This window comes from Pseudomonas sp. IT-P171 (genome assembly GCF_949767765.1).
Classification (GTDB): domain Bacteria; phylum Pseudomonadota; class Gammaproteobacteria; order Pseudomonadales; family Pseudomonadaceae; genus Aquipseudomonas; species Aquipseudomonas fluorescens_B.
Genome location: NZ_CATKQN010000006.1, coordinates 116,704 through 139,181 on the forward strand (window position 1 = coordinate 116,704; position 22,478 = coordinate 139,181).

General features: G+C 57.6%; 23 protein-coding genes. 6 read left to right on the forward strand and 17 right to left on the reverse strand.

The window, feature by feature from the left end; translation table 11 throughout:
- Window positions 1-66: 66 nt before the first annotated feature.
- On the reverse strand, window positions 67-1,233 hold the full coding sequence (locus tag ACM6I5_RS05510) for a hypothetical protein (protein ID WP_414883344.1): 1,167 nt from the start codon (window positions 1,231-1,233) through the stop codon (window positions 67-69).
- A gap of 144 nt (window positions 1,234-1,377) precedes the next feature.
- Entirely contained in the window at window positions 1,378-2,592 is a 1,215-nt protein-coding gene (locus ACM6I5_RS05515; RefSeq protein ID WP_414883345.1) for a hypothetical protein, read from the reverse strand.
- Between the two features lie 254 nt (window positions 2,593-2,846).
- On the opposite strand from ACM6I5_RS05515, the gene ACM6I5_RS05520 reads away from it, so the two are divergent.
- The 5 genes from ACM6I5_RS05520 to ACM6I5_RS05540 all read left to right on the forward strand — a co-directional run bounded on the left by ACM6I5_RS05520 (window position 2,847) and on the right by ACM6I5_RS05540 (window position 7,080).
- The gene (locus ACM6I5_RS05520) at window positions 2,847-3,080 is read left to right on the forward strand and encodes a hypothetical protein (protein WP_414883346.1); all 234 of its coding nucleotides are present in this window, start codon (window positions 2,847-2,849) and stop codon (window positions 3,078-3,080) included.
- A 954-nt stretch (window positions 3,081-4,034) separates the two neighbouring features.
- Entirely contained in the window at window positions 4,035-4,853 is an 819-nt protein-coding gene (locus ACM6I5_RS05525) for a PDZ domain-containing protein (protein ID WP_414883347.1), read from the forward strand.
- A 281-nt stretch (window positions 4,854-5,134) separates the two neighbouring features.
- Window positions 5,135-6,463: an S-type pyocin domain-containing protein gene (locus ACM6I5_RS05530; RefSeq protein WP_414883348.1), complete on the forward strand. Its 1,329-nt coding sequence runs from the start codon at window positions 5,135-5,137 to the stop codon at window positions 6,461-6,463.
- Window positions 6,464-6,477: 14 nt separating this feature from the next.
- Entirely contained in the window at window positions 6,478-6,717 is a 240-nt protein-coding gene (locus tag ACM6I5_RS05535; protein ID WP_414883349.1) for a pyocin S6 family toxin immunity protein, read from the forward strand.
- A 132-nt stretch (window positions 6,718-6,849) separates the two neighbouring features.
- Window positions 6,850-7,080, forward strand: a complete 231-nt coding sequence (locus ACM6I5_RS05540) for a hypothetical protein (RefSeq protein WP_414883350.1) — start codon at window positions 6,850-6,852, stop codon at window positions 7,078-7,080.
- Window positions 7,081-7,320: 240 nt separating this feature from the next.
- Here ACM6I5_RS05540 and ACM6I5_RS05545 read toward each other — a convergent pair whose 3' ends face one another.
- The 6 genes from ACM6I5_RS05545 to ACM6I5_RS05570 form a co-directional block, all read right to left on the reverse strand.
- Window positions 7,321-7,635, reverse strand: a complete 315-nt coding sequence (locus ACM6I5_RS05545; protein WP_414883351.1) for a DUF6124 family protein — start codon at window positions 7,633-7,635, stop codon at window positions 7,321-7,323.
- Between the two features lie 507 nt (window positions 7,636-8,142).
- Window positions 8,143-8,409 (reverse strand): hypothetical protein, encoded by a 267-nt coding sequence (locus tag ACM6I5_RS05550; protein ID WP_414883373.1) that lies wholly within the window; start codon window positions 8,407-8,409, stop codon window positions 8,143-8,145.
- A 20-nt stretch (window positions 8,410-8,429) separates the two neighbouring features.
- Window positions 8,430-9,032 (reverse strand): hypothetical protein, encoded by a 603-nt coding sequence (locus tag ACM6I5_RS05555; protein ID WP_414883352.1) that lies wholly within the window; start codon window positions 9,030-9,032, stop codon window positions 8,430-8,432.
- Window positions 9,029-9,595 carry an RNA polymerase sigma factor gene (locus tag ACM6I5_RS05560; RefSeq protein WP_414883353.1) on the reverse strand — a complete coding sequence of 189 codons (567 nt, stop codon included), beginning with the start codon at window positions 9,593-9,595 and terminating at the stop codon, window positions 9,029-9,031. The genes ACM6I5_RS05555 and ACM6I5_RS05560 overlap by 4 nt, the downstream gene beginning before the upstream one ends.
- A 1-nt stretch (window position 9,596) precedes the next feature.
- On the reverse strand, window positions 9,597-11,288 hold the full coding sequence (locus ACM6I5_RS05565) for a vWA domain-containing protein (protein WP_414883354.1): 1,692 nt from the start codon (window positions 11,286-11,288) through the stop codon (window positions 9,597-9,599).
- A gap of 87 nt (window positions 11,289-11,375) precedes the next feature.
- On the reverse strand, window positions 11,376-11,936 hold the full coding sequence (locus ACM6I5_RS05570; protein WP_414879203.1) for a YbhB/YbcL family Raf kinase inhibitor-like protein: 561 nt from the start codon (window positions 11,934-11,936) through the stop codon (window positions 11,376-11,378).
- A 139-nt stretch (window positions 11,937-12,075) separates the two neighbouring features.
- Between ACM6I5_RS05570 and ACM6I5_RS05575 the strand changes: the two genes are divergently transcribed.
- Complete coding sequence (locus ACM6I5_RS05575) at window positions 12,076-13,599, forward strand: FAD-dependent oxidoreductase (protein WP_414883355.1); 1,524 nt, start codon at window positions 12,076-12,078, stop codon at window positions 13,597-13,599.
- 95 nt (window positions 13,600-13,694) lie between these two features.
- On the opposite strand, the gene ACM6I5_RS05580 is transcribed toward ACM6I5_RS05575, so the two are convergent.
- The 9 genes from ACM6I5_RS05580 to ACM6I5_RS05620 form a co-directional block, all read right to left on the reverse strand.
- Window positions 13,695-15,200: a YdgA family protein gene (locus tag ACM6I5_RS05580; RefSeq protein WP_017335851.1), complete on the reverse strand. Its 1,506-nt coding sequence runs from the start codon at window positions 15,198-15,200 to the stop codon at window positions 13,695-13,697.
- 282 nt (window positions 15,201-15,482) lie between these two features.
- On the reverse strand, window positions 15,483-16,118 hold the full coding sequence (locus tag ACM6I5_RS05585) for a hypothetical protein (RefSeq protein WP_017335850.1): 636 nt from the start codon (window positions 16,116-16,118) through the stop codon (window positions 15,483-15,485).
- Between the two features lie 82 nt (window positions 16,119-16,200).
- Complete coding sequence (locus ACM6I5_RS05590; protein ID WP_017335849.1) at window positions 16,201-17,649, reverse strand: efflux transporter outer membrane subunit; 1,449 nt, start codon at window positions 17,647-17,649, stop codon at window positions 16,201-16,203.
- On the reverse strand, window positions 17,646-18,533 hold the full coding sequence (locus ACM6I5_RS05595; RefSeq protein WP_414879205.1) for an efflux RND transporter periplasmic adaptor subunit: 888 nt from the start codon (window positions 18,531-18,533) through the stop codon (window positions 17,646-17,648). The genes ACM6I5_RS05590 and ACM6I5_RS05595 overlap by 4 nt, the downstream gene beginning before the upstream one ends.
- On the reverse strand, window positions 18,530-18,739 hold the full coding sequence (locus tag ACM6I5_RS05600) for a DUF1656 domain-containing protein (protein WP_008034684.1): 210 nt from the start codon (window positions 18,737-18,739) through the stop codon (window positions 18,530-18,532). The genes ACM6I5_RS05595 and ACM6I5_RS05600 overlap by 4 nt, the downstream gene beginning before the upstream one ends.
- On the reverse strand, window positions 18,736-20,808 hold the full coding sequence (locus ACM6I5_RS05605) for an FUSC family protein (protein ID WP_414883357.1): 2,073 nt from the start codon (window positions 20,806-20,808) through the stop codon (window positions 18,736-18,738). The genes ACM6I5_RS05600 and ACM6I5_RS05605 overlap by 4 nt, the downstream gene beginning before the upstream one ends.
- Window positions 20,805-21,233 (reverse strand): MarR family winged helix-turn-helix transcriptional regulator, encoded by a 429-nt coding sequence (locus ACM6I5_RS05610; protein ID WP_414883358.1) that lies wholly within the window; start codon window positions 21,231-21,233, stop codon window positions 20,805-20,807. Before ACM6I5_RS05610 ends, ACM6I5_RS05605 begins: the two co-directional genes overlap by 4 nt.
- 203 nt (window positions 21,234-21,436) lie before the next feature.
- On the reverse strand, window positions 21,437-21,682 hold the full coding sequence (locus tag ACM6I5_RS05615) for a DUF2789 domain-containing protein (RefSeq protein WP_017335845.1): 246 nt from the start codon (window positions 21,680-21,682) through the stop codon (window positions 21,437-21,439).
- A gap of 137 nt (window positions 21,683-21,819) precedes the next feature.
- A complete protein-coding gene (locus ACM6I5_RS05620) occupies window positions 21,820-22,281 on the reverse strand; it encodes an aminoacyl-tRNA deacylase (RefSeq protein ID WP_017335844.1) in 462 nt (153 codons plus the stop codon).
- Between the last annotated feature and the right edge of the window lie 197 nt (window positions 22,282-22,478).

The window sequence follows — 22,478 nt, forward strand, 5'->3', positions numbered from 1 at the left end:
ATCATGGCGGGCAGCTGTCGGCCAAGAGCGGACGGTCAGGCAAAATCGCATGGGCGACCGTGTAAGCTACTTGACTACTCCTAGGTGCTCCATTGCGGTCCAAAGGTAGCTATCAGCTCTACTCAAGATATCCATTGCTGCTGGGTCATCACTATAATGGTCTTTAGCACTTCTAATTTCATAGAGGATAATATCTGTCAACCTATCGGAGTAATGAAAGTCTTTTAGCTTCTCGATCTCTTCATGGCTACCAAAAACCTCAGCCAACGTTGAGAAGGTTTCCTCAAGAACTCTCTCGGTTACTATGATGTGCGTTTGACTTAGCTCATAAATGTTGTGAAGGGATGGAAGGGCTTCTATCTGATGTCTTATTACTACCGCTCCTTTTGCTCGATAATACTCCATTAATGTTTTATAAAGCCCGTCACGGATTAGTGAGCTTTGCCCTTTATGGTGTATCTGAGCGACACTTTCATTTCCGGTGTAAAACAGTATCGAATTTAGCACGCGCTCTATTCGCAATAGTGTTTTAGGAATGTCGTAGATATTAAGCCCAGCATTCATATTGAGGAAGAAAATATCTCCTTCTCTAGCTGCACCAGTATATGTTATGCCAAGGCAACCCTGTAAATGCACAATTTTTTGGACAAAGATTAGGTGTTTTTCCATATCTCGATAATTTTCTAGCAATTCGCTAATTGATGCGTAAATAGCTAGGCAATCAGTAAGGTCATAAGCCCTTGCATTTTCCGGCTTACCAACTTCCACTTTGTATTCGCAATGGCTTGGGCTGTTTTTAGCAAACATCGCTGTATAGACCCTATCAGGATCAGCGAAGCTAATATCACCTCTAAAAAAAACCGATTGCTCATTTAGTCTTTCAATAAATACCTTCCGATGATTAAGGTATTGCTCGAAGGTTAGGGCTGCTAATTGCTTATCTACGACATCGTCGTGTTTCTGCTGCTTAATAAGATTGCCAGCGTCCTGTGCGACCTGTCGTTGTTCACTTTTTAACTGTTGAAGATAGAGGAAAAGCAGCGTTCCAATAGTTGCAAACGAGCTCAACAAGGTGAAAGCACCGCTCATAACTGAACCAAAGCTACCCCAGTCTGTTGAACTCCGAGATACCGGGCCCAGGTAGTAGCCATAAGTCCAAAGCACCGCTACTGCAACTACAACACCAACCCCAATGGCTGCACCAATTCCGGTCAATATCCAACTTTCTTTCATGGCAGCTCCTAGTGAATCGCCTACGCTTCGGCAGATAGTTTGAAACGCTGCTTATGGCCGAAAGTAGCTTTGAATTGAACGTCCGCTTTCCAGTTCGCTTACGCCCAGATAGACGCCTGGTATAAACTTGCAAGTTCCCACCAGTCACTGACGACCAAGGATAACATTTATAACTTCACGTAATTCCTCAGTAAATGTTACATATTGCTCGATATACTCATGAGACTCTACTTTCAGCTGATTATGGACGAGAGCATTCCTGAACTTTAAAAGGTCCTCGAAGGCCTCAAAAATATCTTTATCAATTAATCCTGCACCAAGGAGCATGCGAGCACACATGGCAGGCCCTGGCCTCGCTGTTTTTCCTGCCGATCGTATCTCAAGCCCTTTTGATTTTAAGAGGGTATATAAGTCTTCAACAAGACCGTTCCAAGAGGACAAAAACTCTCCATAAAATACACTAAAGCTCCCTACAACACTTTCAGCGACCTCTTCTTTCTGTTCATCAGAAACATGAATTTTATCAAGGTTATCAATCGCCGCTGTAAGTTTGTCCTTAACTTCCGCTGAAAGCTTTATTATTTCATCGAACTCCTCCTGGGTAAGAAAGTTGTTGTGCGCAATAACACACCGAAGATCATATATTTTCTTCCAGCGAACATCCAAGTACTCACTATTGCAGTCAACAATTGGCAAAAAATATCGCTCCCAATTAGATTGAGGGATCATCTCCTTCAACTCAGAAAGATCTATATCCTGTATATTTTTCGCTTTGGCAAGCCTTAAAAGTAGTTTGTCAGAGTTTGCGGTTGAGTATTTTTTGAAAAGAAAGTTTGATAGCTGTATGAAGTCGGCGTCATAAAGATACCCCTGAGTTGCGCTCTTTTTAACTTTTACCGAATCAGAAACTTCCTTTGGAACTGCACTGCTTACCCATGAAATCCCGATGCTTATCAGCATGAACTTCGTGATGAGTTTGCGCATCATGTTTTCAAGTTCGTAAATTATCGGGTACGCCTTAGAGCAAAGTTCTCCGCTTAAGTCATCCCAGAGAACCTCCGGCATTTTAATACACACTTTTTGCAGAATCGTACGTACTAACTTAAGGAACTTTTTGTAATCTGGCAGGTTCTCCTTTTTGGAGCAATTGAATCTCATGTGAAAATACACTTGCGCCCCTTCAGCGACAACTCCTCTCTGCACGCTGTAATCAAAAGCCGAACCAGAGTAGCTGATATTATCAGCCGACGCTTTGATGCTTCCGTAGGCTTGTAACAAGGAGTTAAATGCTTCCACCGTGCTGCAAAAGTCCTCTTTTGTTTCGATAATTGCGAGATATTCGACCCGATAATTTCTCATCGTACGTCCTTGTGATAGGTTTGCTAACTGTCAAAGCTCCAATACTGGCAAAATGGCACCCAATAAGCTATCAGAAACGTAAAGCTCCAGCTGGGACAAGGCCTTACGACTTCCGCGGTGGGATAGCTTCGGATATTGCACACCTCGACGGTGTGCACTAGGTCCTGGAGTTAAAACAATCGTGACGCTATGGCATGGTGGTGCAGTTTCGTGAGTGGTGAGCTCGTTTATTGAACGCAACTAGGAAAAGTGGAATGTCCAACATTGAGGTGTATTTGCCAGCAGTAGATGGATCGGCGTATTGGCCAATAGCGAAAGGAGATTCGTGCAAGGAGGCTGTACACGTCCTGTTCACCGACGACTTCGCCGCACCACCTCACCGGCTGGTGATCAAAGTCACAACGGAAACGGGGAAGGTGGTCGAGGTGAGCATTCCGTACAATGACACCGGGAAGGCCATAGTGCGAATCGACGGCGAGTCGGTGTGAATCGCCTCTAGTTTCCTAGGCATATCCAACTGGCTGTTTTTGGCCGATTATGGCCTACGGTTTACTCAAGTTTGTAAACGCTGCTGTAACACCTATTTGGCTTGTAACACCACGCGCACGTGAAAGATGAACGATGTGTAACACAAGTAAAACCTAATAAAATCAACTAGTTAGCATCAATCGCAACACCCGTAACACCTGTAACACGTCTTTTCGAGCCCCCCACACCCCATAGGTGCTAGCACCTCCAGCGAAAGCAACACTGGCGTGTTATCGACTAATGCAGATTCGAACGCTGGGTCGCCGAACGCTAGGACGCTTGGAGGTACCGTCTGCGGAGATTCACCTACCGAGGCACTAATACACGATGGCCGGTGCTGATGTCGCCATCGATCTTTACGAACGCTGGGGCTGGCAAGTGGCTGGGCGTTTCTGAAGTGCCACCTGCCAGTGGCGAACAGGGTGACGAATCACGGCGGGGCGCCAAAAACCGCCGGGGACCCTGGAGGTATTCGGTGGGTACGGGGTCGGAAACCCGCCCGATCTTGTTAGCGGAAAGGTGCCCAGCTTAGTGAACTGGTGAACCTGGTGAACTGCTGTTCACCTGTGCATTTGCCCTAGAAAACAGCCGGTCTCAGGCTACCTTTACCGATACAGTAACGATGCCCTTTTTTCTTCAAGACCCTTTCAATTTCAACGCTGAAATTTCAGTAAGCTGGGGCGCCTGCTGCTAACCAGATCCCGCGGGTTTCCGACCCCGTGTTACTAGGAAAACCTCAGGGTCCCCGCTGATTTCCTGACCCGTCAGCAATTTGAACTGGTGCTCTTCACGCATCGAACCCACCCCCAACACTCACGGGTAGAAAGCTCGTCTGTAGAACTAGGTCTTGTAGCGGCGTTACGCCATACTCCCTTGCAAATAGCGCAACGCTTTCAGGCCAAGGGAAGGGACGTATGAAAAAGAAGTTCATGCATGTGCTGGTGGCGATAAGTGCATCGCTCAGCATCGCGGGGTGTGCCAGTGGCTACAAAGAATTCTATACCCCCACTCCTGGCGCAACCCCGGAAGCTATCGCGTCCACTCGCGCATCAGCCGCGCCGCAGACACCCGCTGTTGAACGATCAGCATTTGGAAACACAGATCAGCTCCTGGCAGGGTATGCAAAGCGCGGTTATTTGATTATTGGTGAATCGAGTTTCAACAGCGGTGAAAGCGTCTCAGATGATGACGCAATCGAGCAGGGGCAGGCCGTCGGAGCAGATTTGGTTCTAGTTTTTGTACCGCAATACACGGGATCGGTTACCTCAAGCGTGCCATTCACGACGCCAACGACAAACACTTCGTACACCACCGCTAATGCCACCGCGTACGGGCCAGGTGGACCGGTTTCGGCCTACGGTAACGCCACAACCACGACCTACGGGAGCAACACGACGTATATCCCCGTCACCGTCAATCGATCTGATTACGGCGCAATTTACTTTGTGAAAGGTCGGTTCCGAATTGGCGCATTCGTTCGCAACCTGAACGACGCCGAGCGTCAGCAATTACAAACGAATCAAGGCGTAGTAGTCATTAATATCGTCGATGACAGTCCGGCTTACAAAGCTGACGTTCTACCCGGCGATATGATCGTGGCGATGGATGGAGAAAGAGTGTCAAATCAAGAGGGCTTCACGCGAATGGCATCAGCACGGAAGGGGCGATCCATTAATTTGTCCTTGATTCGACAAGGTCACCCCATCGAAAAGAGCTTGCAGGTGGGTAATTAGAGCACCCCATGGATGACCAAGCGCACACCGTCCGACATACCCAGTAAACGCCTCCGTGTATGCCCACGTGTATGCCTAACCAAAACACCACCAGCCGCCCCCTTATAAGCCGGGCATCACAGCCTCCAGTTCAAACGACGCCTGGGCACCATAGATAGAAACGAGAAAGCCTCAGGCCTTAGGGTCTGGGGCTTTTTTGTGGGTGTTGCAGTCAGGGGCGCTACTCCCCCTCCTCCGATTCAGACAAATCCCGCAAAACTGTTTTTTGCCCGGCGCGCTTCATGCTCGCCAGAATGCCTCCCCGAGGACTAAACCGAAGGGAACGCCATGCGTTTGATAGGAATGTCGACAAAGGCCTCGAGCAGACCGAAAGCCCCGCCAATGCCGCCCGATTGGTTAAAGACGCGCTGGCCCGTGGTCGCCATTGCATTGGCGGACTCACTCATTTTGGGAGCCATTCCCGCATCAGCAGCGACAGCGAAATTATCGAGGCCGTCCGCAAGGGTGATTTGCTGTTGGTAAAGGAGCGCTTTGCCAGCTCAGGCAGTGGCTTCATGGTTAGATCAGCGCCAGCGCCTGAACCGGTCTATATCCCCCCAAAAGATCCATGGCCACAGGTCAAGCCTCGCGACGATCAGGTCTTTTCCAAATCCTGCATCCCCGGTAACTGGTGTCGCACCGACGCCGGCACCGCTCCGGAGCCCGCCTCGAACTTTGGCAAGATAATGGTCGCGGGCGCCATGCTTTTTCCGTCTGCCAGCACCGCCGTAGCGACGGCACTCGGTGCCGATCTGGCACTAGGCCGCATGGCCGGCGGCGGCATACTGCAGCAGCGTCTTAACTGGACGATTCGCGGTGCTGGCGGGCCTGCCAGTGTTTTCATACTCGGCATGCTCCCCACTCAGATGGGCGACGGCACCCTCCATTCCGATAATCAGTTGCGCAGCATGACCCACGCGCCCACCCGTGTGCGATTTCAGTTTCGTCGAGACACCGAGGGGGTATTTCAGGTCTACGGCATCCACACCACCGCATCCGGCGACGATACGGTACGCACGGTGCAAGCCACGTGGAATGCCGATAAAACTGCCTTGGAAGCCAAGCTCAATGGCATCACTATCTTGTGGACGCCCCAGCGCGGGCCACTGGGACAGATGCCCCCGCTGATCTACCCCGACAGCAGCGGCGAACAGCTTGGCACCATCCTTGTCCACCCGATTCCGGACAACACAGACAGTCAGCTCGAAGGCCTCCCCGGTGAGGACATCACCACTGACGACTGTATTCTGGTGTTTCCAGCGGACGCGGGGCTGAAGTCGCTGTACGTGGTGTTTGCTCGGCCTATTGGGGGCGACCACAACTATCACCCAGCCCCCAAAGGACTAACGGCTTTTCCAGATGCGGTGCTCAGCCCTTCCAAGAGCTCAGTCAAAGGTGGCGGGCAGAAACGCAAACGCTGGAAGGATCGCAAGGGACGCATTTATGAGTGGGACTACGAGAATGGCCGGGTTGAGTTGTACGACAAACAAGGAAAGCATCTGGGAGAGTTCAACCCTGACACAGGAGAGCGGACCAAGGGCGCCGAGCCAGGCAGAACAACTCCAAAGTAATTCAGGGGAAAATCATGCACCTATGCATCACAGGTTTTTTATCGGGCGACAGTGATGATACTTCGCTGAAATATGAACTAGACGTACTGTCGCAGTTTGAGCCAGCGGTACTGGAAGTGCTGGGGTGGCAAAGCCTTGCAGAAAGCCCGGACGGCGAATGGCTGCTTACAGGCGACCAATCTCAGCGGATTGCGACCGCGATTAATGAGCAGTTACCCAACGACCTGGATCTATTCATTGGGCTAGAAGCCTAGCTAACCAGTTGGGCCCCTAACAGCACGCCAGAACAGGTCGCCGCTGGAGGCGGTCAGGGCGCCCGGTCTGAGTCAGCTGAACGCCGAGACAGCCCGGACCACGCCAAAGTAATTTGAGAGGAGCCCGAAAAAATGCAATATGAAATTCTTGCGTTCGACAAGAAAACCGAGCAATTGGTTTTCAGCATTGAAATCCCTGCTGACCAATTTGCGACATTGGCAGAGCTGATGGCATGGCTTGAGCCGGAAGATGCCATTTATGAATACGAGCTATCACCAGAGCAGGTAAGTGGTCTTGAAAGCATGATTGGAAAGACCTTCGATAGTCCTGAGCTCATCTTTCAACTGTCCTGTTCCGCTTAATGTTTTAACTGCGGCAGACGCCAAGAATGGCGCCGAACACTTTGGTGAACCAATAGTCTGCGAGATCGTGTCGCTCTGCTCGTGGATCCAGCTTGGGCAGATACGGATCAATAAATAATTTGATCAAAATAACGCGGGCATTCAGGCAGCCCGCGTTATCGTTTAAGACCATCGTCGGAGCACCGCCCAGAGCCGGCCCGCTCCCACAATTATCCAGTGCCCATTTTTTGTGGCCGGCGCCTAAGCGTCAGCGGTTTGGTTCTGCTGCTTGGTGAAGATCGCCGCCATCTCTGGCTCATCCAAGTGATCCAGCGCTCGTTCCACCAACAAATGCACGCCATCGGCCATGCGGCTGAGTGCCAGGGCTTTGGAGCGGCGTGAACCGTCCACACCGTCGGCAAGGTCGGCGGCGATGGCGCTGATTGACAGCAGGTCTTCCGAGGCGTTGGCGAGCAGGGTTTCGGTATTGATGTTGGGGCTGACGGTGAAGAGCGAGCCTTTGCGTTCAGGTTGCTGTGGTTCGGATGCTGGTGGGTCGGGGACTATTTTGGACATTTGACTAACTCCAGAAGTGGAGCCGTTCACACGTCGCTGCTAAACGATGGGTGGCGGCTGTGCGCGGGTTAGCAGACCGGGAAGTTAGCAAACCGGCGCGCCCGGGGGCGCCCCACGCACAGCCACCATAATGTGCAGGTTAATAACCTGACTGAAGAGGATGCTATGCACTTCACTAACCACGGCGGGCTGCTAAACCCGATCACTGAAAACCAGTGACGCGAGTCAAATTACAGACCGGTCCCAAAGCGCACAAGCCGGCGGATTCTGGCGTAGCCGTAGGTAATGGCGCAAGAGTTTGTAGCTTGCTAGAAGTAAACCAAAGCCCTTTTAAACAAGCCCAAAATCACTGGGATGTGGGGCTTTTTCTGTAGGAGCGAGCCGGCTCCGGGCGGCGTTCCGACGATGGGCGTTTACGATGACGCAAGCAGCCTGAATGCCCGCGTTGTCTGGAAGAACATCGCGAGCAAGCTCGCTCCTACGGGGAGATCATTTCACCAGAGAAGGTCACTCAGTCGTCCAGTCGAACTCGTCGTAATCATCGTCTTCGTCGTCCTCAAACTCTTCTTCATCAAGGACGTCCTCCTCCAGAGCCTCCTCTGCCTGCTTGGCCAGAAGAAACTCCTTACGACTCTCCGTCACTGCTCGCCGCAGTTCCTCGCCCTTTTCCGGGCAGCTGAGCATTTGGGCGATGCGGTCGATTTTTTTTGCCACGGCATCCTCCAACGCATCGGCTATAGGCCGATAGTGCGCGCTTTCGGGTGTTGATGCCAAATCGCGGAGCATCGCTCCCCTCAGTTTTTCTTCAATTCCTTGAGTCGTGCCGCGAGATTTTCCTGGGGAAAGCGCTTGTGCAATGTCGCCAACAATTCATCCGCCGCGAGTGTCTGACCGGCACTTTGTAGGCGCAGGACTTCAAGCAATTGCTCATCCAGGCTTTTCACCGGGGCGGCGGCGCGTTTGCTGACTTTTGCTTCATCGGCCACTTCGGCGTTGAACGATTCGCTCTGTGCAGGGGCGGCAAAACCGGCCATCGGTGCGGCTGGCGCTGGGGTCGCCAGCGAGCGCGCAACCGAGGACGGTGCCTGTGCGGCCTCTTTTTTGGCGACCGGTGCGGACGCTTTGGGTGCGAAGTCGTAACTCGCGGGCTGTTCTGGAGTTCGCTGCACCAGCGCCAGCATCAGCGCGACACCGACAAGGCTGGCAAATGCGACCTGCCAACGGGGTTTCTGGCACGCCTGAACCCGGCGTTGCCACCGGTTCGGTTTCGGCGCAGGGACTTCACGCTGTGCGGCGGACAGGATGAAGGCATCGAGATGGGCCGGTGGTGCGCCGGTCGAATGCTCGCGGAAATGTTGAAGCACTTCGTCTTCCGGTGGTTTGCGGGCGTCAGTCATGTCAGTACCTCCTCGGCCAGCAGCCGACGCAGTTTTTGCTGGGCGTAGCGCAAGCGGCTTTTGACGGTCTCCAGCGGTGTTTCGGTGAGGGTGGCGATCTGCGGCAGGTCGAGATCGCCGTGGGCGCGCAGCAGGAATACTTCGCGCTGGTCGGTGGGCAAGGTGTGCAGGGCGACTTCGAGGCGCTGGGTATCGCGGCTCAGGCTCAGCAGTTGTTCGGGATCGGCGGTGTCATCGGCCAGGGCGTGGGTCTGTTCGTCATAGCTGTCGTGCAAGGGGTTGTGGATTCCGTGTTTGCGCCAGTGATCGATCAGGCGATTGCGGGCGATCTGGTAAAGCCATGTACGAAAATTCGCCCGACCTTGTGGCTGACTGGTGCTGCGGATCAGGCTTAGCCAGGTTTCCTGGTAAACCTCTTCGGCCAGTTCGGACTTGCCGCTGAGGCCGAGGAGGAATCGATAAAGGCCTTGCCGGTGACGGGCGTACAGAATCTCGAACGCAGGCCCGTCGCCCGAGCGATAGCGGGCCAGCAGTGATTCGTCGCTCGATTCGGGAGCAGACATGTCAGTTGTAGCCTCCTTTAAGCGGCTCACTGTTGGAAGCTGTGGTGGTTCGCAGGCTCTGCGCCAGTTCCACCAGTTGAACGAACTCTGCGCGCAGACCGAATCGGTCTTCGCCTCGCGCCCCGCGAGCCAAGGCTTCGGTGTCCTTCAGGCTGAAATCACCGGTGTAACGGCCGTCCTTGAGCTGCTGGGAAAACGCTGCCACGGCCGCCGCAAATCGCAGGTCGTCACTGGCCTTGCCTTCCGTCCCCCCCGCAATCGGCCGCTCGATCAAGCGACTATTCCTACCTTCGGGCAACTGATAGCGCACACGCAGCATCGCCAGTTCCCCGGCACTCCCCGAAACAACCGACTCGGACTTGCCATACCGCAACGGCTCCAACCAGCCCTTCTCGCCCTTCGGCACAATTTCGTACAACGCCGTGACCGTGTGCCCTGCGCCGATTTCACCGGCATCAACCTTGTCGTTGCTGAAATCCTCACGCTTCAGCGCGCGATTCTCATAGCCCAACAACCGGTACTCGCTGACCTGCGCCGGGTTGAACTCCACTTGCAGCTTCACGTTTTTCGCCACCACCGCGAGGGTCGAGCCGAGCTGATCCACCAGCACTTTGCGTGCCTCGCGCAGGTTGTCGATGTAGGCGTAGTTGCCGTCGCCGGCGTCGGCCAGTTGTTCCATCAGGTGTTCATTGTAGTTATCCACACCAAAACCCAGGGTGGTCAGGGAAACGCCGGTCTTGCGTTTGTCCACAGCCATTTGCTTGAGGCTGTCGAAGTCGCTGATGCCGACATTGAAATCGCCGTCGGTGGCCAGCAGGATGCGGTTGATGCCTTTGGGGATGAACGCTTGCTGCGCCATTTGATAGGCGAGCTCGATGCCCGACGCCCCGGCGGTGGAACCGCCCGCAGTCAATTGATCAATGGCTGTACGAATTTTCGCTTTTTCCCGTCCAGAAGTTGGCTCGAGCACCACACGCGAATCGCCGGCGTAAACCACCAGCGAAACCCGATCCTGCTCGCGCAACTGATCGACCAGCAATTTCAGTGTGCTCTTGACCAGCGGCAAGCCCTCGCGCCGATCCATCGAACCGGACACGTCCACCAAAAACACCAGGTTCGCCGGGGCCAGTTCCGCCACCGCACGGTCCGACGCCTTGATGCCGATGCGCAGCAAGCGGGTGTGCGGGTTCCACGGGGACGGCGCCAGCTCAGTGGTCACGCCGAACGGCGATCCGTCGGTGGGCAAGGCGTAATCGTAGGGGAAGTAATTGACCAGCTCCTCCAGCCGCAACGCGCCTTCGGGTGGCAGGCGACCTTGATTGAGCAGGCGGCGAACGTTGGCGTAGGCGCCTGTGTCGACGTCGGCGCTGAAGGTGGAGAACGGCGCTTCGGCGACGCTGTGAATCGGGTTATCCGCCAGCGCTTGATAGTGCTCACGCTGCTCATCCTGATAACCCGGCGGCGAAGATTCAGGCGCAAACCCCGCCATGGGGGCCGGACGCAGGCTGCGTTTGGTCATGGTCGCATCGGCCATGACCGCCTCATTGCGCACCAACGTACTTTGCGCCGGAGGCGAAACCGGAACCGCAGCGGATTCAGGCTTGGACGAAACACCGCAACCGGCAACGGCCAGCAGCAACCCGGCGGTGAAACCCTGGGCGGCCGGGCGGAGGACATGCAGAGGGAGGGACATGGGGGCTGACCTCAGGAGGAAATTGATCCATTCATCCTCTGAGACGGACAGCCCGATCGGTTCGGGTTAAACCCGCTGTAAAAATCTTCAGCGGTGATAACGCCGCACCACGCTGCTGTTTTTCAGCACATGGCCTTTGATTTTTTCCAGCAATTGCGCGCGGGTCAGGCCAGCGGGCAAGGCGTCCGGTGCAAGGTCGAGCGCGTAGAGCTGGATGATGTAGTGGTGGGAGCTGTCGCCGACCGGCGGACAAGGGCCGATGTAGCCGGTGGTGCCTTTGCTGTTGCTGCCACTCACGCCTTCGAGGGCGGATTTGGCGCCGACACCGGGTGCAATCTGACGGGTCGAGGGTTTGATGCCGTAGTGAATCCAGTGATCGACACCCAGGCCTTTCTGACCGTCCGGGTCGTGCATGACGATGGCGTAGCTCAGCGTGCCCGTCGGGGGCGCAGTCCAGCTCAGGGCCGGGGACTGGTTCTTGCCGCCGCAACCGGGCGCATCGCTGGCCGCCGCCGAGGTGAACAGGCGATTGTCCGAAACGCCGGGAATGCTGACGGTGAAGCGTTCCTGGGCCTGCGCCGGAAACTGCACGCAAAGTGCGACGGCAACGGCCGCCAGCCAAGGGTTCAGAGAGGTCAATCGGGTCATACCGGAGCACCTTGTGCGGGTGGGGCCGTGGTCGGCGTGCAAACTATAGCCAAACCGTTCGTGCGGTGGCAGTGGGAATTGGCTGAACCACGGGATAGGCGCCAGACTCTTAAGTGAAACGCCTGCCTGGAGAACGATCATGGCACTGCACCGCGTTGCCCGTTTTGCCGATGTTCCCGATAACCGAGGCCTGGAAGTCCGGATTGGGGACACCAAAATCGTCTTGCTGCGCAGTGGCGATGAATTGCGCGCCTATCAGGGCGAATGCCCCCACGCCGGGGCGCCGCTGGCCGAAGGGGCGCTGTGTCATGGGCGCCTGATTTGCCCATGGCACAAGGCAGCGTACCGGATCGAGGACGGCGCGTTGTGTGAACCACCGTCGCTGGACAGCCTCAAGCGCTATCCCCTGGAAGTGCGCGATGATGAAGTCTGGGTCGACGAAAACCCGCTTCCGGATGCTCACACCCCACCCGCCGATGATGAACGTACGTTTGTGATTATCGGCGCCGGCGCCGCAGGCACGGCGGGGGCAGCGGCGCTGCGCGAAAAGGGTTTCGGTGGCCGCGTGCTGCTGATCGACCGCGAACCCGAGGCCGGTTACGACCGTACCGTGTTGAGTAAATTCGTGATCGCCGGGGAGATGCCGCCAGAGGAAGTCCCGCCGCTGCGTGATGAAAACTTTTATCGCGAGCAGCGCATTGATCGCATAAACGGTGAAGTGGCGAGCCTGGATGCCAAGGCCCGAACCGTGCAGCTCAAGGATGGCCAGACATTGACCTATGACGCTGCGCTGATCGCCACGGGCGGCACACCCAAATCTCTGGATTTACCGGGCGCCGCCCTGCCGCAGGTGTTTTTGCTGCGCTCGAAAGACCAGGCACAAAAAATTCTGGCCGCGGCCCAGCCAGGCCAACGGGCCGTGATTATCGGTGACAGCTTTATCGCGATGGAGTCCGCGTCGGCGCTACGCGAATACGGCCTGGACGTCACCGTGCTGGCCCGTCACGAGGTGCCCTTCGCCAAACAGTTCGGCGCAACGGTCGGCAAAGCCATTCTTGCCCGCCATGTGGCCCACGGCGTGGTGTTTCACACCGACAGCGAAGCCGCGCAGATTGAGGGCACAGACAAGGTTGAAGCGGTGAAACTGAAAAACGGTCAGCGTTTGCCGGCGGATTTGGTATTGGTCGGTATTGGCGTCAGCCCGGCAACCGGACCGTTCAAGGAGCTGCCCAAGGAAAAAGATCATTCCCTTAAGGTCGATGGCGGTATGCGCGTGGTCGAAGGGGTGTGGGCGGCCGGTGATATCGTGACCTTCCCGCTCAACGGCCAGCCGCAACGAATCGAGCATTGGCGCCTGGCACAACAGCACGCACGGATCGCGGCGGCAAATATGCTGGGCGGTGACGAGCATTACCTGGATGTGCCGTACTTCTGGACCTGGCACTTCGGCAAGAACTACGACTACCTCGGTCACGCCGAAACGTGGGACGAGGTCGAGTTCAAGGGCGATCCGTACCACCCACCGTTTATCGGCCTGTTCGGCAAGAACGGTGTGGTGACCGCCGCCATCGCCTGCGATGAAGAGCGGGCGATGGCGATGCTGGCCGAGCGGATGAAACAGCCGCTGCCTGTTGACGAGGCGTGGCGGCTGATTCGCGATTGATCTGAACATGTGCAGGCGCTGCCGCAGGCCGCGATCTGTTGCCTTTGAAGATCAAAAGATCGCAGCCTTCGGCAGCTCCTACAGGGTTTGTGGTTTTACTGGACGACACCAGCACCACCGAGCTTGCTCATGACAAAGCCGACAAACTCTTCGACGGTCATTTTCTGGCCGTTGAATTCCACTTGTTTGTTGGCGTAGTGCAGCTTGGTGACGATGTTGGTGCCGTCCAGTTTGGCGAACTGCGTGCCGACCGCCATGGCGCCGAACATGTCGGCCGTGGCCGTGGCCTGATCAGCGATGACCTTGGCGTCGGTCTGACCGTCGATTTGCCCTTGGACGCTGAGCAAATCAACCAGCATCGGTTTGGACACTTGAATATTGACGTCCAGCAGGGCGATCAGCTGTTGGGTCAGTTGATCCGGCGGCAGGTCCATGGATTGTGGTTTGGTCAGGTCGAGCAGCAGGTTGGCGCGACTTTCACCGTTGGCGGTGGTGAACGACAGGTTCTCCAGGGCGACTTGAGGACCGGCCGCCAGCAGTTTCTCCAGACCGGTTTTGACCTGGGCTTCTTCGGCCGGGGTCAAGACCAGCTCGGGTGCCGGTTCGCCAGCCGCGGCCGCTTCGGCGGCGGCTTTTTCATAGGGCTGCAGTTTGGTCTGGTAAATCTGCATCAACGACATTGTCGCCGGGATGTCGAGGTTCTTCAGGCTCATGGCCATCTGCGCCGAACCCACCGATTTGCCGTTCAGGGACACTTCGCCGATCTTGTAATCGGCACGCCCGGAAGCGCTGGTGCCCGACTCCTCGGTCTGGTTCTTCATTTCGAATTTCTTGATGCCCAACACCGACTGCTGCGCGCCGAACGTGGTTTTGCTGTCGGTCAGCTCGAGGGTGTTCTCGCCGGTGTAGTAGCCATAGGTACTTTTCACCAGGTTGCTGGCCAGGGTCAGGCCGCTCAATTCGACTTTTACCGGTGTCTGGTCTTCAGCCACGGTGGTCAGTGTGAAGTTGTCCATGTAGCCGTTGGCTTTGACTTTCTGCGCCTGGGCGTTGGCCGAGACATCGAGGTTCAGGCCGGAGAATTTCAGGTGGGACTTGTCGTCCAGCGCGACATCCAGCGGCAGCAATTGGAGGGTGCCGTTGGTGGAGTTGTCATAGCCGATGTTGACCACGCCGGTGAGCGGCGATTTGTCCTTGGCGGCGGCGAACCACTTCTCGGTGATTGGCGTCTTTTCCAGTTCGTAGTGACTGGTGGCCAGGACCGGCAACAACTTCAGTGACATCAGACGCGAAAGCGGCAGCGGACCGTGTTCGATGTGATCGACAAAGAGCAATTCGACCGGTGCCTCGCCGAACATTTCGCCTTGGCCTTTGAGGCGGTAGTGCGCGGTGCTGCTGAACACGTGGCGCTCAAGCGACACCAGTTCCAGCGACGCGGTGCCATTGGAACCGACCAGCGCGGCTTGCAGTTCCTTGTTGGCGTCGGCGATCGAGGTGTTCAGTACCCCTTCGAGTTTGGTGCCGGTGAACCAGGCACCGCCGGCGCTGATTGCACCGATGGCCACGACAATTCCAAGAAGCACGCCTGCTGATTTATTCATGAATGACCCGTTCAATGTCCGTTGTCTGAGGTGTGGTCGTCTTCCCTGAGCCCTTGACGGGCTATGGTCACGACTGCGTTTAAAGCGCGATGGAGATTAGCATCAGGCACACCGCGTGGCCCAATGTTTAAAGGTTAAAGAGTGTCTATGGACTGTGCGAAGGGGTTGAGAGTTTCGGCGGCATGAAATCGCCATCGCGGGCAAGCCCGCTCCCACAGGAATTGCAGTGAACCCTGTGGGAGCGAGCCTGCTCGCGATGGCGTCCGATAAGGCGACATCAATTCAGGAATACTGCACTTCCATCTCATCCAGCTGATGATCAAAACTTTTCAGCCGTGCGGTCCACGTATAAACCAGCACCTCGAAATCCCGATTGATCACCGTCCCGCCCGTCACGTCCGCGCGTGGGTCGCAGAAATCCAGCTGATAGCGCTCGCGGGCCATGGCGGCGGCAACGTCGGAGAGCTCTCGGGCGTTGTTCAGCCAGTGCCAGTCGTCTTCGGCGATTTGCTTGTCCAGCTCAAGACATTGCTTCTTCAGCGTTTCGAGGCTTTTTTCCAGCGGCGTGCCGGTGAGTTCGCCCATGACTTCCTGGAACGTGCGCCCCGGTTGCCAGTAACTGCCCCAGAAATACCGGTCGAATACCGTTTCGACCCGACGCAAAGCGACCTTGGTGTCCCAGATCAGCACCAGCGTCTTGCCTTGTTCCAGTTGTCTTTTTTTGATGCGCTGGCCCTGGAGCGAAGCCCAGGCCACCACCACGATGGCCATCACGGCGATCAGCGCGGCTGCGCTGTCGAGGAACACCAGCGCCTTGTCGATCTGGTGAGCCAGCATGACGCCGTAGAAATAGGTGGCCGACAGCAACACCAATGCCGCAATAGCGCACCAGAAGCCGGGAGCATAAGGGTTTTTCATTATTAGAGTCCCCATGACCAACGCGAGCCTTGATTGATGAGTTCGACGCACGATCTCATCAAGTCAAAGCATAGCAACGGCCTCAGGGTTTGCTGGTGTTCGTCGCTTGCGTTCGTCCGCTTTCCCAGCCACCGCCCAGCGCCAGGAACAAATCGATCTGGCTCATGGCAACTTGCGTGTTGGCGGAAGCCAGTTGCGCCCGCACATCGGTGTAGGTTCGGGTCGCTTGCAGGTCTGCCAGGAACGATTCACGACCCGCCTGGAAGAAGCGGTGTGTCTGATCCGCAGCCAGTTGCGCGGACTGCTCGGCATCCGCCAGGGCATCGCGGCGCTGCAGCAGTGCGGAGTATTGGGCCAGACCGGTCTGGGTCTCACGAATGGCGTTGAGCACCACGCCATCGAAGTGCGCCAGCGCGCCTTGGGTCGCCGCTTCGGCCTCGCGGACTCGCGCCCGGGAGCCATTGGACGGCACGGTCCAGGTCAGCAACGGGCCGAAACCCCAGCGGTTGGTCGCCGGTTTGCCGAGATTCTCCAGAATACCGACCGTGCCGACGGTAGCGCCGATGCTGATGTCCGGGTACAACTCGCCGGTGGCAACGCCGATACCTGCGGTCGCCGCGGCCAGTCGGCGCTCGGCCTGACGCACATCGGGGCGGCGTTTGAGCAACGTGGCGCCGTCACCGACCGGCAACAATTGCGCGATTTTCGGCAATTCGGCGCACGTGGCGGTGCCGGCGGGCAATTGGTCGACCGGTTTGGCCAGCAACATCGACAAACGGAACAAGCCCGCCTGACGCGCCGCTTCATAACGCGGCATGTCGGCACGCAGGGATTTGAATTGGGTTTGCGAGCGGGTGACCTGGGTTTCATCGCCACGCCCGGCATCGCGCAAACGCTGGATCAGCGTGGTGCCCTGGGCTTGCAGGTCGAGGGAATGCTGGGCGATTTCCCGTTCTTCGTTGGCCGCGCACACTTGGGTGTACGCCCGGACAACGTCGGCCACCAAGGTGATTCGCGCCGTATCCGCCGCCGCTTGCGTCGCATCGGCATTGGCCTTGGCCGCCTCGATCCCGCGCTGCAAGGTGCCGAACAGGTCGAATTGGTACGAGGTGGTAAGGCCGATGTCGCCGACATTGGCCACCGGCACTTTTTCCGGCAGCAGGAAGGCTTCGCCGGACTCCTGCAAGCGCTGGGCGCCGAGCTTCACGCCGCCACTCCAGCCACCTGCGGCCTGGGCTTCGTCGACCTGAGCGCGGGCGCGGGAAAGGTTCGCGGCGGCCACGCGCAAATCGGTGTTGGACGCCATGGCCTGCTGCACCAACTGGTCCAGACGCGGGTCCTGATAAAGGCGCCACCAATCGCCGGGCACCGGCGCCGAGACGACATTTTTGCCGTTCACCGCCAGGTTGCCCTGCAGGTCTTCACGGTGTACCGCGGCTTCGTCAGGCAGGTGATAATCCGGCCCGACCACCTGACACGCCGACAGCAACAAACCTAATCCGGCAACCGCCAAACCCGAGGCCCTGCTCATTTGCCCGGCTCCCGCTGCTGGTCATCAATGATCGACACCGTCGCGGTGCGCCCGGCAATCATGCGGAAATCTGCCGGCACCTCGTCGAAAGCGATCCGCACCGGAATCCGCTGCGCGAGTCGCACCCAGCTGAACGCAGGATTGACGTTAGGCAACAGGTTGCTGCCGCTGCTGCGGTCGCGGTCTTCGATGCCGGCGACGATGCTTTCCACGTGGCCGCGCAGGCGAGCGCGGTCGCCGATCACCCGGATATCGACCGACTGACCGACATGGATGCCATCCAGTTTGGTTTCTTCGAAATAGCCGTCGATATGGAACGAATTGCTGTCCACCACCGACAACACCGGGCGCCCGGCAGTGACGAATTCCTGCGCACGCGGCGCCCGGTCGTTGACGTAGCCATCGACCGGGCTGCGGATGGTCGAGCGGTCGAGGTTGAGCTGGGCACTGTCTACCGCCACCTGCGCTTCCATCAATGCCACTTCGGCGCGGGCCACCCGCGATTGGCTCTCTTCCAGCTGCTCGCCCGGCACCAGGTTGCCGAGGCCGCGGTTACGCTTGGCTTCTCGCTGCGCTTGCGCCAGGGTTTCCTGACGGTCGGCGACCGCCGCCTTGGCTTGGCGCAGTGCGAGTTTGAAACGGTCCTGATCGATGCTGAACAGCACCTGGCCGCGTTTCACCAATTGGTTGTCGCGCACCTCGACGTGCTGGATCAGGCCGGACACGTCCGGGGCGATCTGCACGATGTCGGCGCGGATATGCCCGTCGCGGGTCCACGGGGCGAACATGTAATACATCACCATGCGCCAGACCACGACGACGGCGAAGGTCACGATCAACAGGGTCAGGACCACACGGCCGAGGGTCAAAAAAGGTTTTTTCATGTCATCAGGTATCGACTGAGTGAGTCCACGGCGCCGAGTAGCAAAGCGTAGAGAGCCACGTTGAACAATGCCCGGTGCCAGACCAGACGGTAAAAGTGCAGGCGCGTCAGCAACCCGTGCACCAGCAGGTAAATCACATACGTAATGCCCATCAGCACCAGCAGCGTGGGCAGGAACACCCCGCTGATATCCAGGTCACCGATCATAAAGGCGCTCCATCGATGCCATGGGGAAGCGGTTCTTCGAGGTCGCCGGCGCCGAGGAACTCGACACCGGGCAGCAACGCCAGACGCAAGCCGCTCAAGGCGTGCAGCAGGTGCAGGCGGGCGCCGTCATCGCATTGGCGGTTCAGGGCGCGGCGCGCGCGGTCCATCGTCATCAACAACGCACTCGGCGCCGGCAAACGCTCGCCGGCCTTGAGGCAGGCGTTGAAGTACTCGCCGACTTCGGCCACCACTTGGTGCAGCAATGTTTGCGGCATGCCGAGCACGCGCGGTGTGTAGGCCAGCAGGTCGAGCACGTTCAGCGCCACACGCACTTCGCGCAACGCGATGCCGGTGTCCTGACCGGTCATGGCCAGGCGCGGCAAATGCTGCATCAAACGGTCGAGCACCTGTACACCCAAGCGGCGATGTTCGGCCAGAGAGGCCGGTTCGGTGAGGCTGACGATGTCGCGCCAACTGAAACGGGTCAGGCGCTTGGCCGCCAGTTCCGCGCCGAACGGCCGGGCAATCAGGGTCCAGACAAACGCAAACAGCAAACCAACCGGGCCGGCCAGGTTGGAATTGGCGAAGGCGAGAAAATCCGCGTCGTAAGCGCCCTGAATACTGATGAAGGACGAGGTGTTGACCAGCGTCAGCAGCATGCCCAGGTAAAACTGCGGCTTGACCGTCAGGGTGCCGATGCAGATGAACGGCACGGCGAACGCCAGCACCAGCATCGGAAAATCATGCAGGTTGGGCAGCACCAGAAACAGGTAAAGACTGGCGAACAGCACCGACATCGCGGTCCAGAAGAAGAACCGGTAAATCTGCGGCGCCGGGTCGTCCATCGAGGCGAAGAAACTGCACGCTACCGCCGCCAGAATCACCGCGCTGCCGCCGTCGGTCCAGCCGAGCAGAATCCACAGCACCGAGGCGACGATGATCGCGGTGACCGTGGACGCCGCCGAGTAGAGCATCAGCCCACGGTCGAGAAATGGCGACAGCCGACCGAGGCGCCAGTGCCGATACACCGCGCGCCAGCTGTCCTGGCTTTCGCACTGAATCGCGTATTGCAGGCTGCGGCAGTCTTGCCACAAATCGATCCATTCGCCGAGACGATACAAGGCGTTGGAGAACAGCAGTTGCTTGCGATCATCCAGCGCTTCGGCGGACGGTTGCAGCGCTTCGAGTTGATCTTTCAGCGCTTGCCAGCGGTAGAGGTCGGCGTCTTTGTGGCCAAGCCATGCCGTGGTGGCGGCCAGCAACGGCGAGAATTTGTCCACCAGCTCCGGCGTGCGCCGCTCGAGGGCGTAGAGCGCATCGTCGAGGGCGTCGATCACCGGCAACAAATGAATCATTCGCCCGCGCAGTTCCTTGGTGTTGCGCACGGTTTGCGGGCGCGCGCCCTCGTGGGGCAACTGGCCGATCATCAATTCCAGGGTGTTGAAGGTTGCGACCATTGATGCGCGCAACGCGCTGGCTTCATCGGGCTGCACGTTGCGGCTAAGGAAGCGCAGGCTGTAGGTCGAGGCATCGGCGAACCATTTGTTCACCGAATCGTTGAACACCGGCGCCAGCCGCCGTGGCCAGAACATCGCACCGACCACCGCTGCGACGGCGATGCCGAGGAAAATCTCCTCAGTCCGCGCCTCGGCCACGTCCCACACCGCCAGCGGGTTATCGACCACGGGCAAGGCGATCAACGGCAGCGTGTAACCGGCGAGCATCAACGCGTAGCTGTTGGCGGTGCGCAGGTGCAGCGACAGGAACAGCAGAATCCCGGTCCACAGCGCGATGACCAGCACCAGCACATAGGGGCTCTGAACAAACATCGGCACAAAAAAAACCGCCGCCGCCGCGCCCAGAAACGTACCGACCGCGCGATACAGCGCCTTGGAGCTGGTCGGGCCGACGAAGGGGCTGGAAACGATATACACCGTGGCCATCGCCCAGTACGGACGCGGCATTTGCATGAGCATGGCGATGTACAACGCGATCATCGACGCCGCGAAGGTGCGCACGCCGTAGAACCAGTCCCGGGCCGGGGGAACGCCGGTAAAAAATCCGCTCAAGGGTTCACCACCGATGGAGCGTTGGCGGCTTCGAACGCTTTCAATACCCGCAACGCCGCTTCCAGATCACTCGGGGCAATTCCTTCCAGTACTTCATTGCGCAAGCGCACCAGCTCGATTTCAACCGCCTGGACCAGCTCGCGGCCGGTGTCGGTCAGGCTCAGGCATTTGGCGCGACGATCATGCGCATCTTCGGTTCGACGAACGTAGCCGGCATGACACAGCTGATCGAGCAGACGTACCAGGGACGGGCTCTCCATCCCGGCCGCCTGTGCCACCGTCACCTGCCGCACACCCTCGCCCAGACGCCCGATCATCAACAACGGAACGGCGCAGGCTTCGGAGATTCCATAGTTGACCAAGGTGGTCTGGCAGATCTTCCGCCAGTGCCGGGCGGCCACCACCATGGAACTGCTGATGCTCATCTGAAGAACGTCGAGATTTTTTGACACGGGCGAATAGACACACTGTTAGTTTGCTAACTATCAATATGGCATTTGGGGGGAAAGTTGGTCAAGTTTTGAAACAATTTGGCGGTCAAGACACCGTAAAAATCAGCAGGGATCGCTAAACCTCCTGCCTGCCCACCCCTCATCGCATCCTGCAAAAGCCAGTTTTCCGATGTTCTTTACCCCCCTCGCCCCTTCCTCAGCAGCACATTCAACTGATCCACCACCTCCGCCCAATCCGCGTCATCGAGAATCTCGTCGCGCAAAAACTGCGCTTGGCTCTTGGTCCAGAAAAAGGCGTCCGCCAGGTGCAATTCCGGCTTGAGTGGCGAGTGGGTAGCGATGAATTTATCGATGCTTTCGGCGTCATCCGGGAGGCCGAGCTGTTTGAACAGTGAGGGGAGGCTGTGGGTTGGGGATTCCATGTCGGGCTCCTGGGAATGGCTGATGATTGGGTGACCGCCAAGCGGTCAATCGCGAGCAGGCTCGCTCCCACAGGGACACGCGGTCAACTGTGGGAGCGAGCCTGCTCGCGATGGCGGCGTCACTGACGACACATGACTCAATAACTCAACTCCCGCACTTCGGCATGCGGCACCATTTTCAGAAACTCCGGCATATTCATGTGCAGCAGGTTGATGTGGTTGCCGGCTTCCAGATAAATGTCTTTCTGCCGGGTCAGCAGTGGGTCAATGACCACATCCAGCCCATAGGCCTCGCCGAGGGCTGGCACCGCGCCACGTTCGCAATCATCGAACAGGTGCGGCAGGTTGCTTTCCCGGGAGACCTGCCATTCGCCACTACTGCGTACTTTGCTCAGGTCCAGGTGACGGCTGGCGGGGAGTACGGCCATCAGGTAATGGCCGTGGTGATCGTCGAGGATCACCGACTTGGCCATCCGTTCGGCTGGAATGCCCGAGACCCGCGCGGTCTCCAGGCTGCTGGCCGAGTGTGGGTGGGTGACAATGTCATATTCGCATTGAGCCTTTTCCAGGCTTCTCTGCACGGTTCTTGCCATACGCATGATGCACCTCGGTGTCCGCGAACAGTCTGTGACGGACGATGGGTTAACACGTTGCTCTGTACTGAAAGTCTAGGCCTGCCGACGCATTCCGGCGGGAAATCTGCCCACTGGAACATCGTCGACAACTGATCAAAATTCGTACAACCAACGGCTCGACTAGACTGTATTTAGCGATGGGCGTTAACGGGAACGCGGAC

Coding starts and splice junctions, on each gene's coding strand:
- ACM6I5_RS05595 (WP_414879205.1), bottom strand. CDS start 18,533: ATGAAAAAACCTTTTTTGACCCTCGGCCGTGTGGTCCTGACCCTGTTG.
- ACM6I5_RS05590 (WP_017335849.1), bottom strand. CDS start 17,649: ATGAGCAGGGCCTCGGGTTTGGCGGTTGCCGGATTAGGTTTGTTGCTG.
- ACM6I5_RS05540 (WP_414883350.1), top strand. CDS start 6,850: ATGCAATATGAAATTCTTGCGTTCGACAAGAAAACCGAGCAATTGGTT.
- ACM6I5_RS05585 (WP_017335850.1), bottom strand. CDS start 16,118: ATGAAAAACCCTTATGCTCCCGGCTTCTGGTGCGCTATTGCGGCATTG.
- ACM6I5_RS05620 (WP_017335844.1), bottom strand. CDS start 22,281: ATGCGTATGGCAAGAACCGTGCAGAGAAGCCTGGAAAAGGCTCAATGC.
- ACM6I5_RS05555 (WP_414883352.1), bottom strand. CDS start 9,032: ATGACTGACGCCCGCAAACCACCGGAAGACGAAGTGCTTCAACATTTC.
- ACM6I5_RS05530 (WP_414883348.1), top strand. CDS start 5,135: ATGCTCGCCAGAATGCCTCCCCGAGGACTAAACCGAAGGGAACGCCAT.
- ACM6I5_RS05570 (WP_414879203.1), bottom strand. CDS start 11,936: ATGACCCGATTGACCTCTCTGAACCCTTGGCTGGCGGCCGTTGCCGTC.
- ACM6I5_RS05580 (WP_017335851.1), bottom strand. CDS start 15,200: ATGAATAAATCAGCAGGCGTGCTTCTTGGAATTGTCGTGGCCATCGGT.
- ACM6I5_RS05515 (WP_414883345.1), bottom strand. CDS start 2,592: ATGAGAAATTATCGGGTCGAATATCTCGCAATTATCGAAACAAAAGAG.
- ACM6I5_RS05575 (WP_414883355.1), top strand. CDS start 12,076: ATGGCACTGCACCGCGTTGCCCGTTTTGCCGATGTTCCCGATAACCGA.
- ACM6I5_RS05610 (WP_414883358.1), bottom strand. CDS start 21,233: ATGAGCATCAGCAGTTCCATGGTGGTGGCCGCCCGGCACTGGCGGAAG.
- ACM6I5_RS05560 (WP_414883353.1), bottom strand. CDS start 9,595: ATGTCTGCTCCCGAATCGAGCGACGAATCACTGCTGGCCCGCTATCGC.
- ACM6I5_RS05520 (WP_414883346.1), top strand. CDS start 2,847: ATGTCCAACATTGAGGTGTATTTGCCAGCAGTAGATGGATCGGCGTAT.
- ACM6I5_RS05600 (WP_008034684.1), bottom strand. CDS start 18,739: ATGATCGGTGACCTGGATATCAGCGGGGTGTTCCTGCCCACGCTGCTG.
- ACM6I5_RS05525 (WP_414883347.1), top strand. CDS start 4,035: ATGAAAAAGAAGTTCATGCATGTGCTGGTGGCGATAAGTGCATCGCTC.
- ACM6I5_RS05565 (WP_414883354.1), bottom strand. CDS start 11,288: ATGTCCCTCCCTCTGCATGTCCTCCGCCCGGCCGCCCAGGGTTTCACC.
- ACM6I5_RS05510 (WP_414883344.1), bottom strand. CDS start 1,233: ATGAAAGAAAGTTGGATATTGACCGGAATTGGTGCAGCCATTGGGGTT.
- ACM6I5_RS05545 (WP_414883351.1), bottom strand. CDS start 7,635: ATGTCCAAAATAGTCCCCGACCCACCAGCATCCGAACCACAGCAACCT.
- ACM6I5_RS05535 (WP_414883349.1), top strand. CDS start 6,478: ATGCACCTATGCATCACAGGTTTTTTATCGGGCGACAGTGATGATACT.
- ACM6I5_RS05615 (WP_017335845.1), bottom strand. CDS start 21,682: ATGGAATCCCCAACCCACAGCCTCCCCTCACTGTTCAAACAGCTCGGC.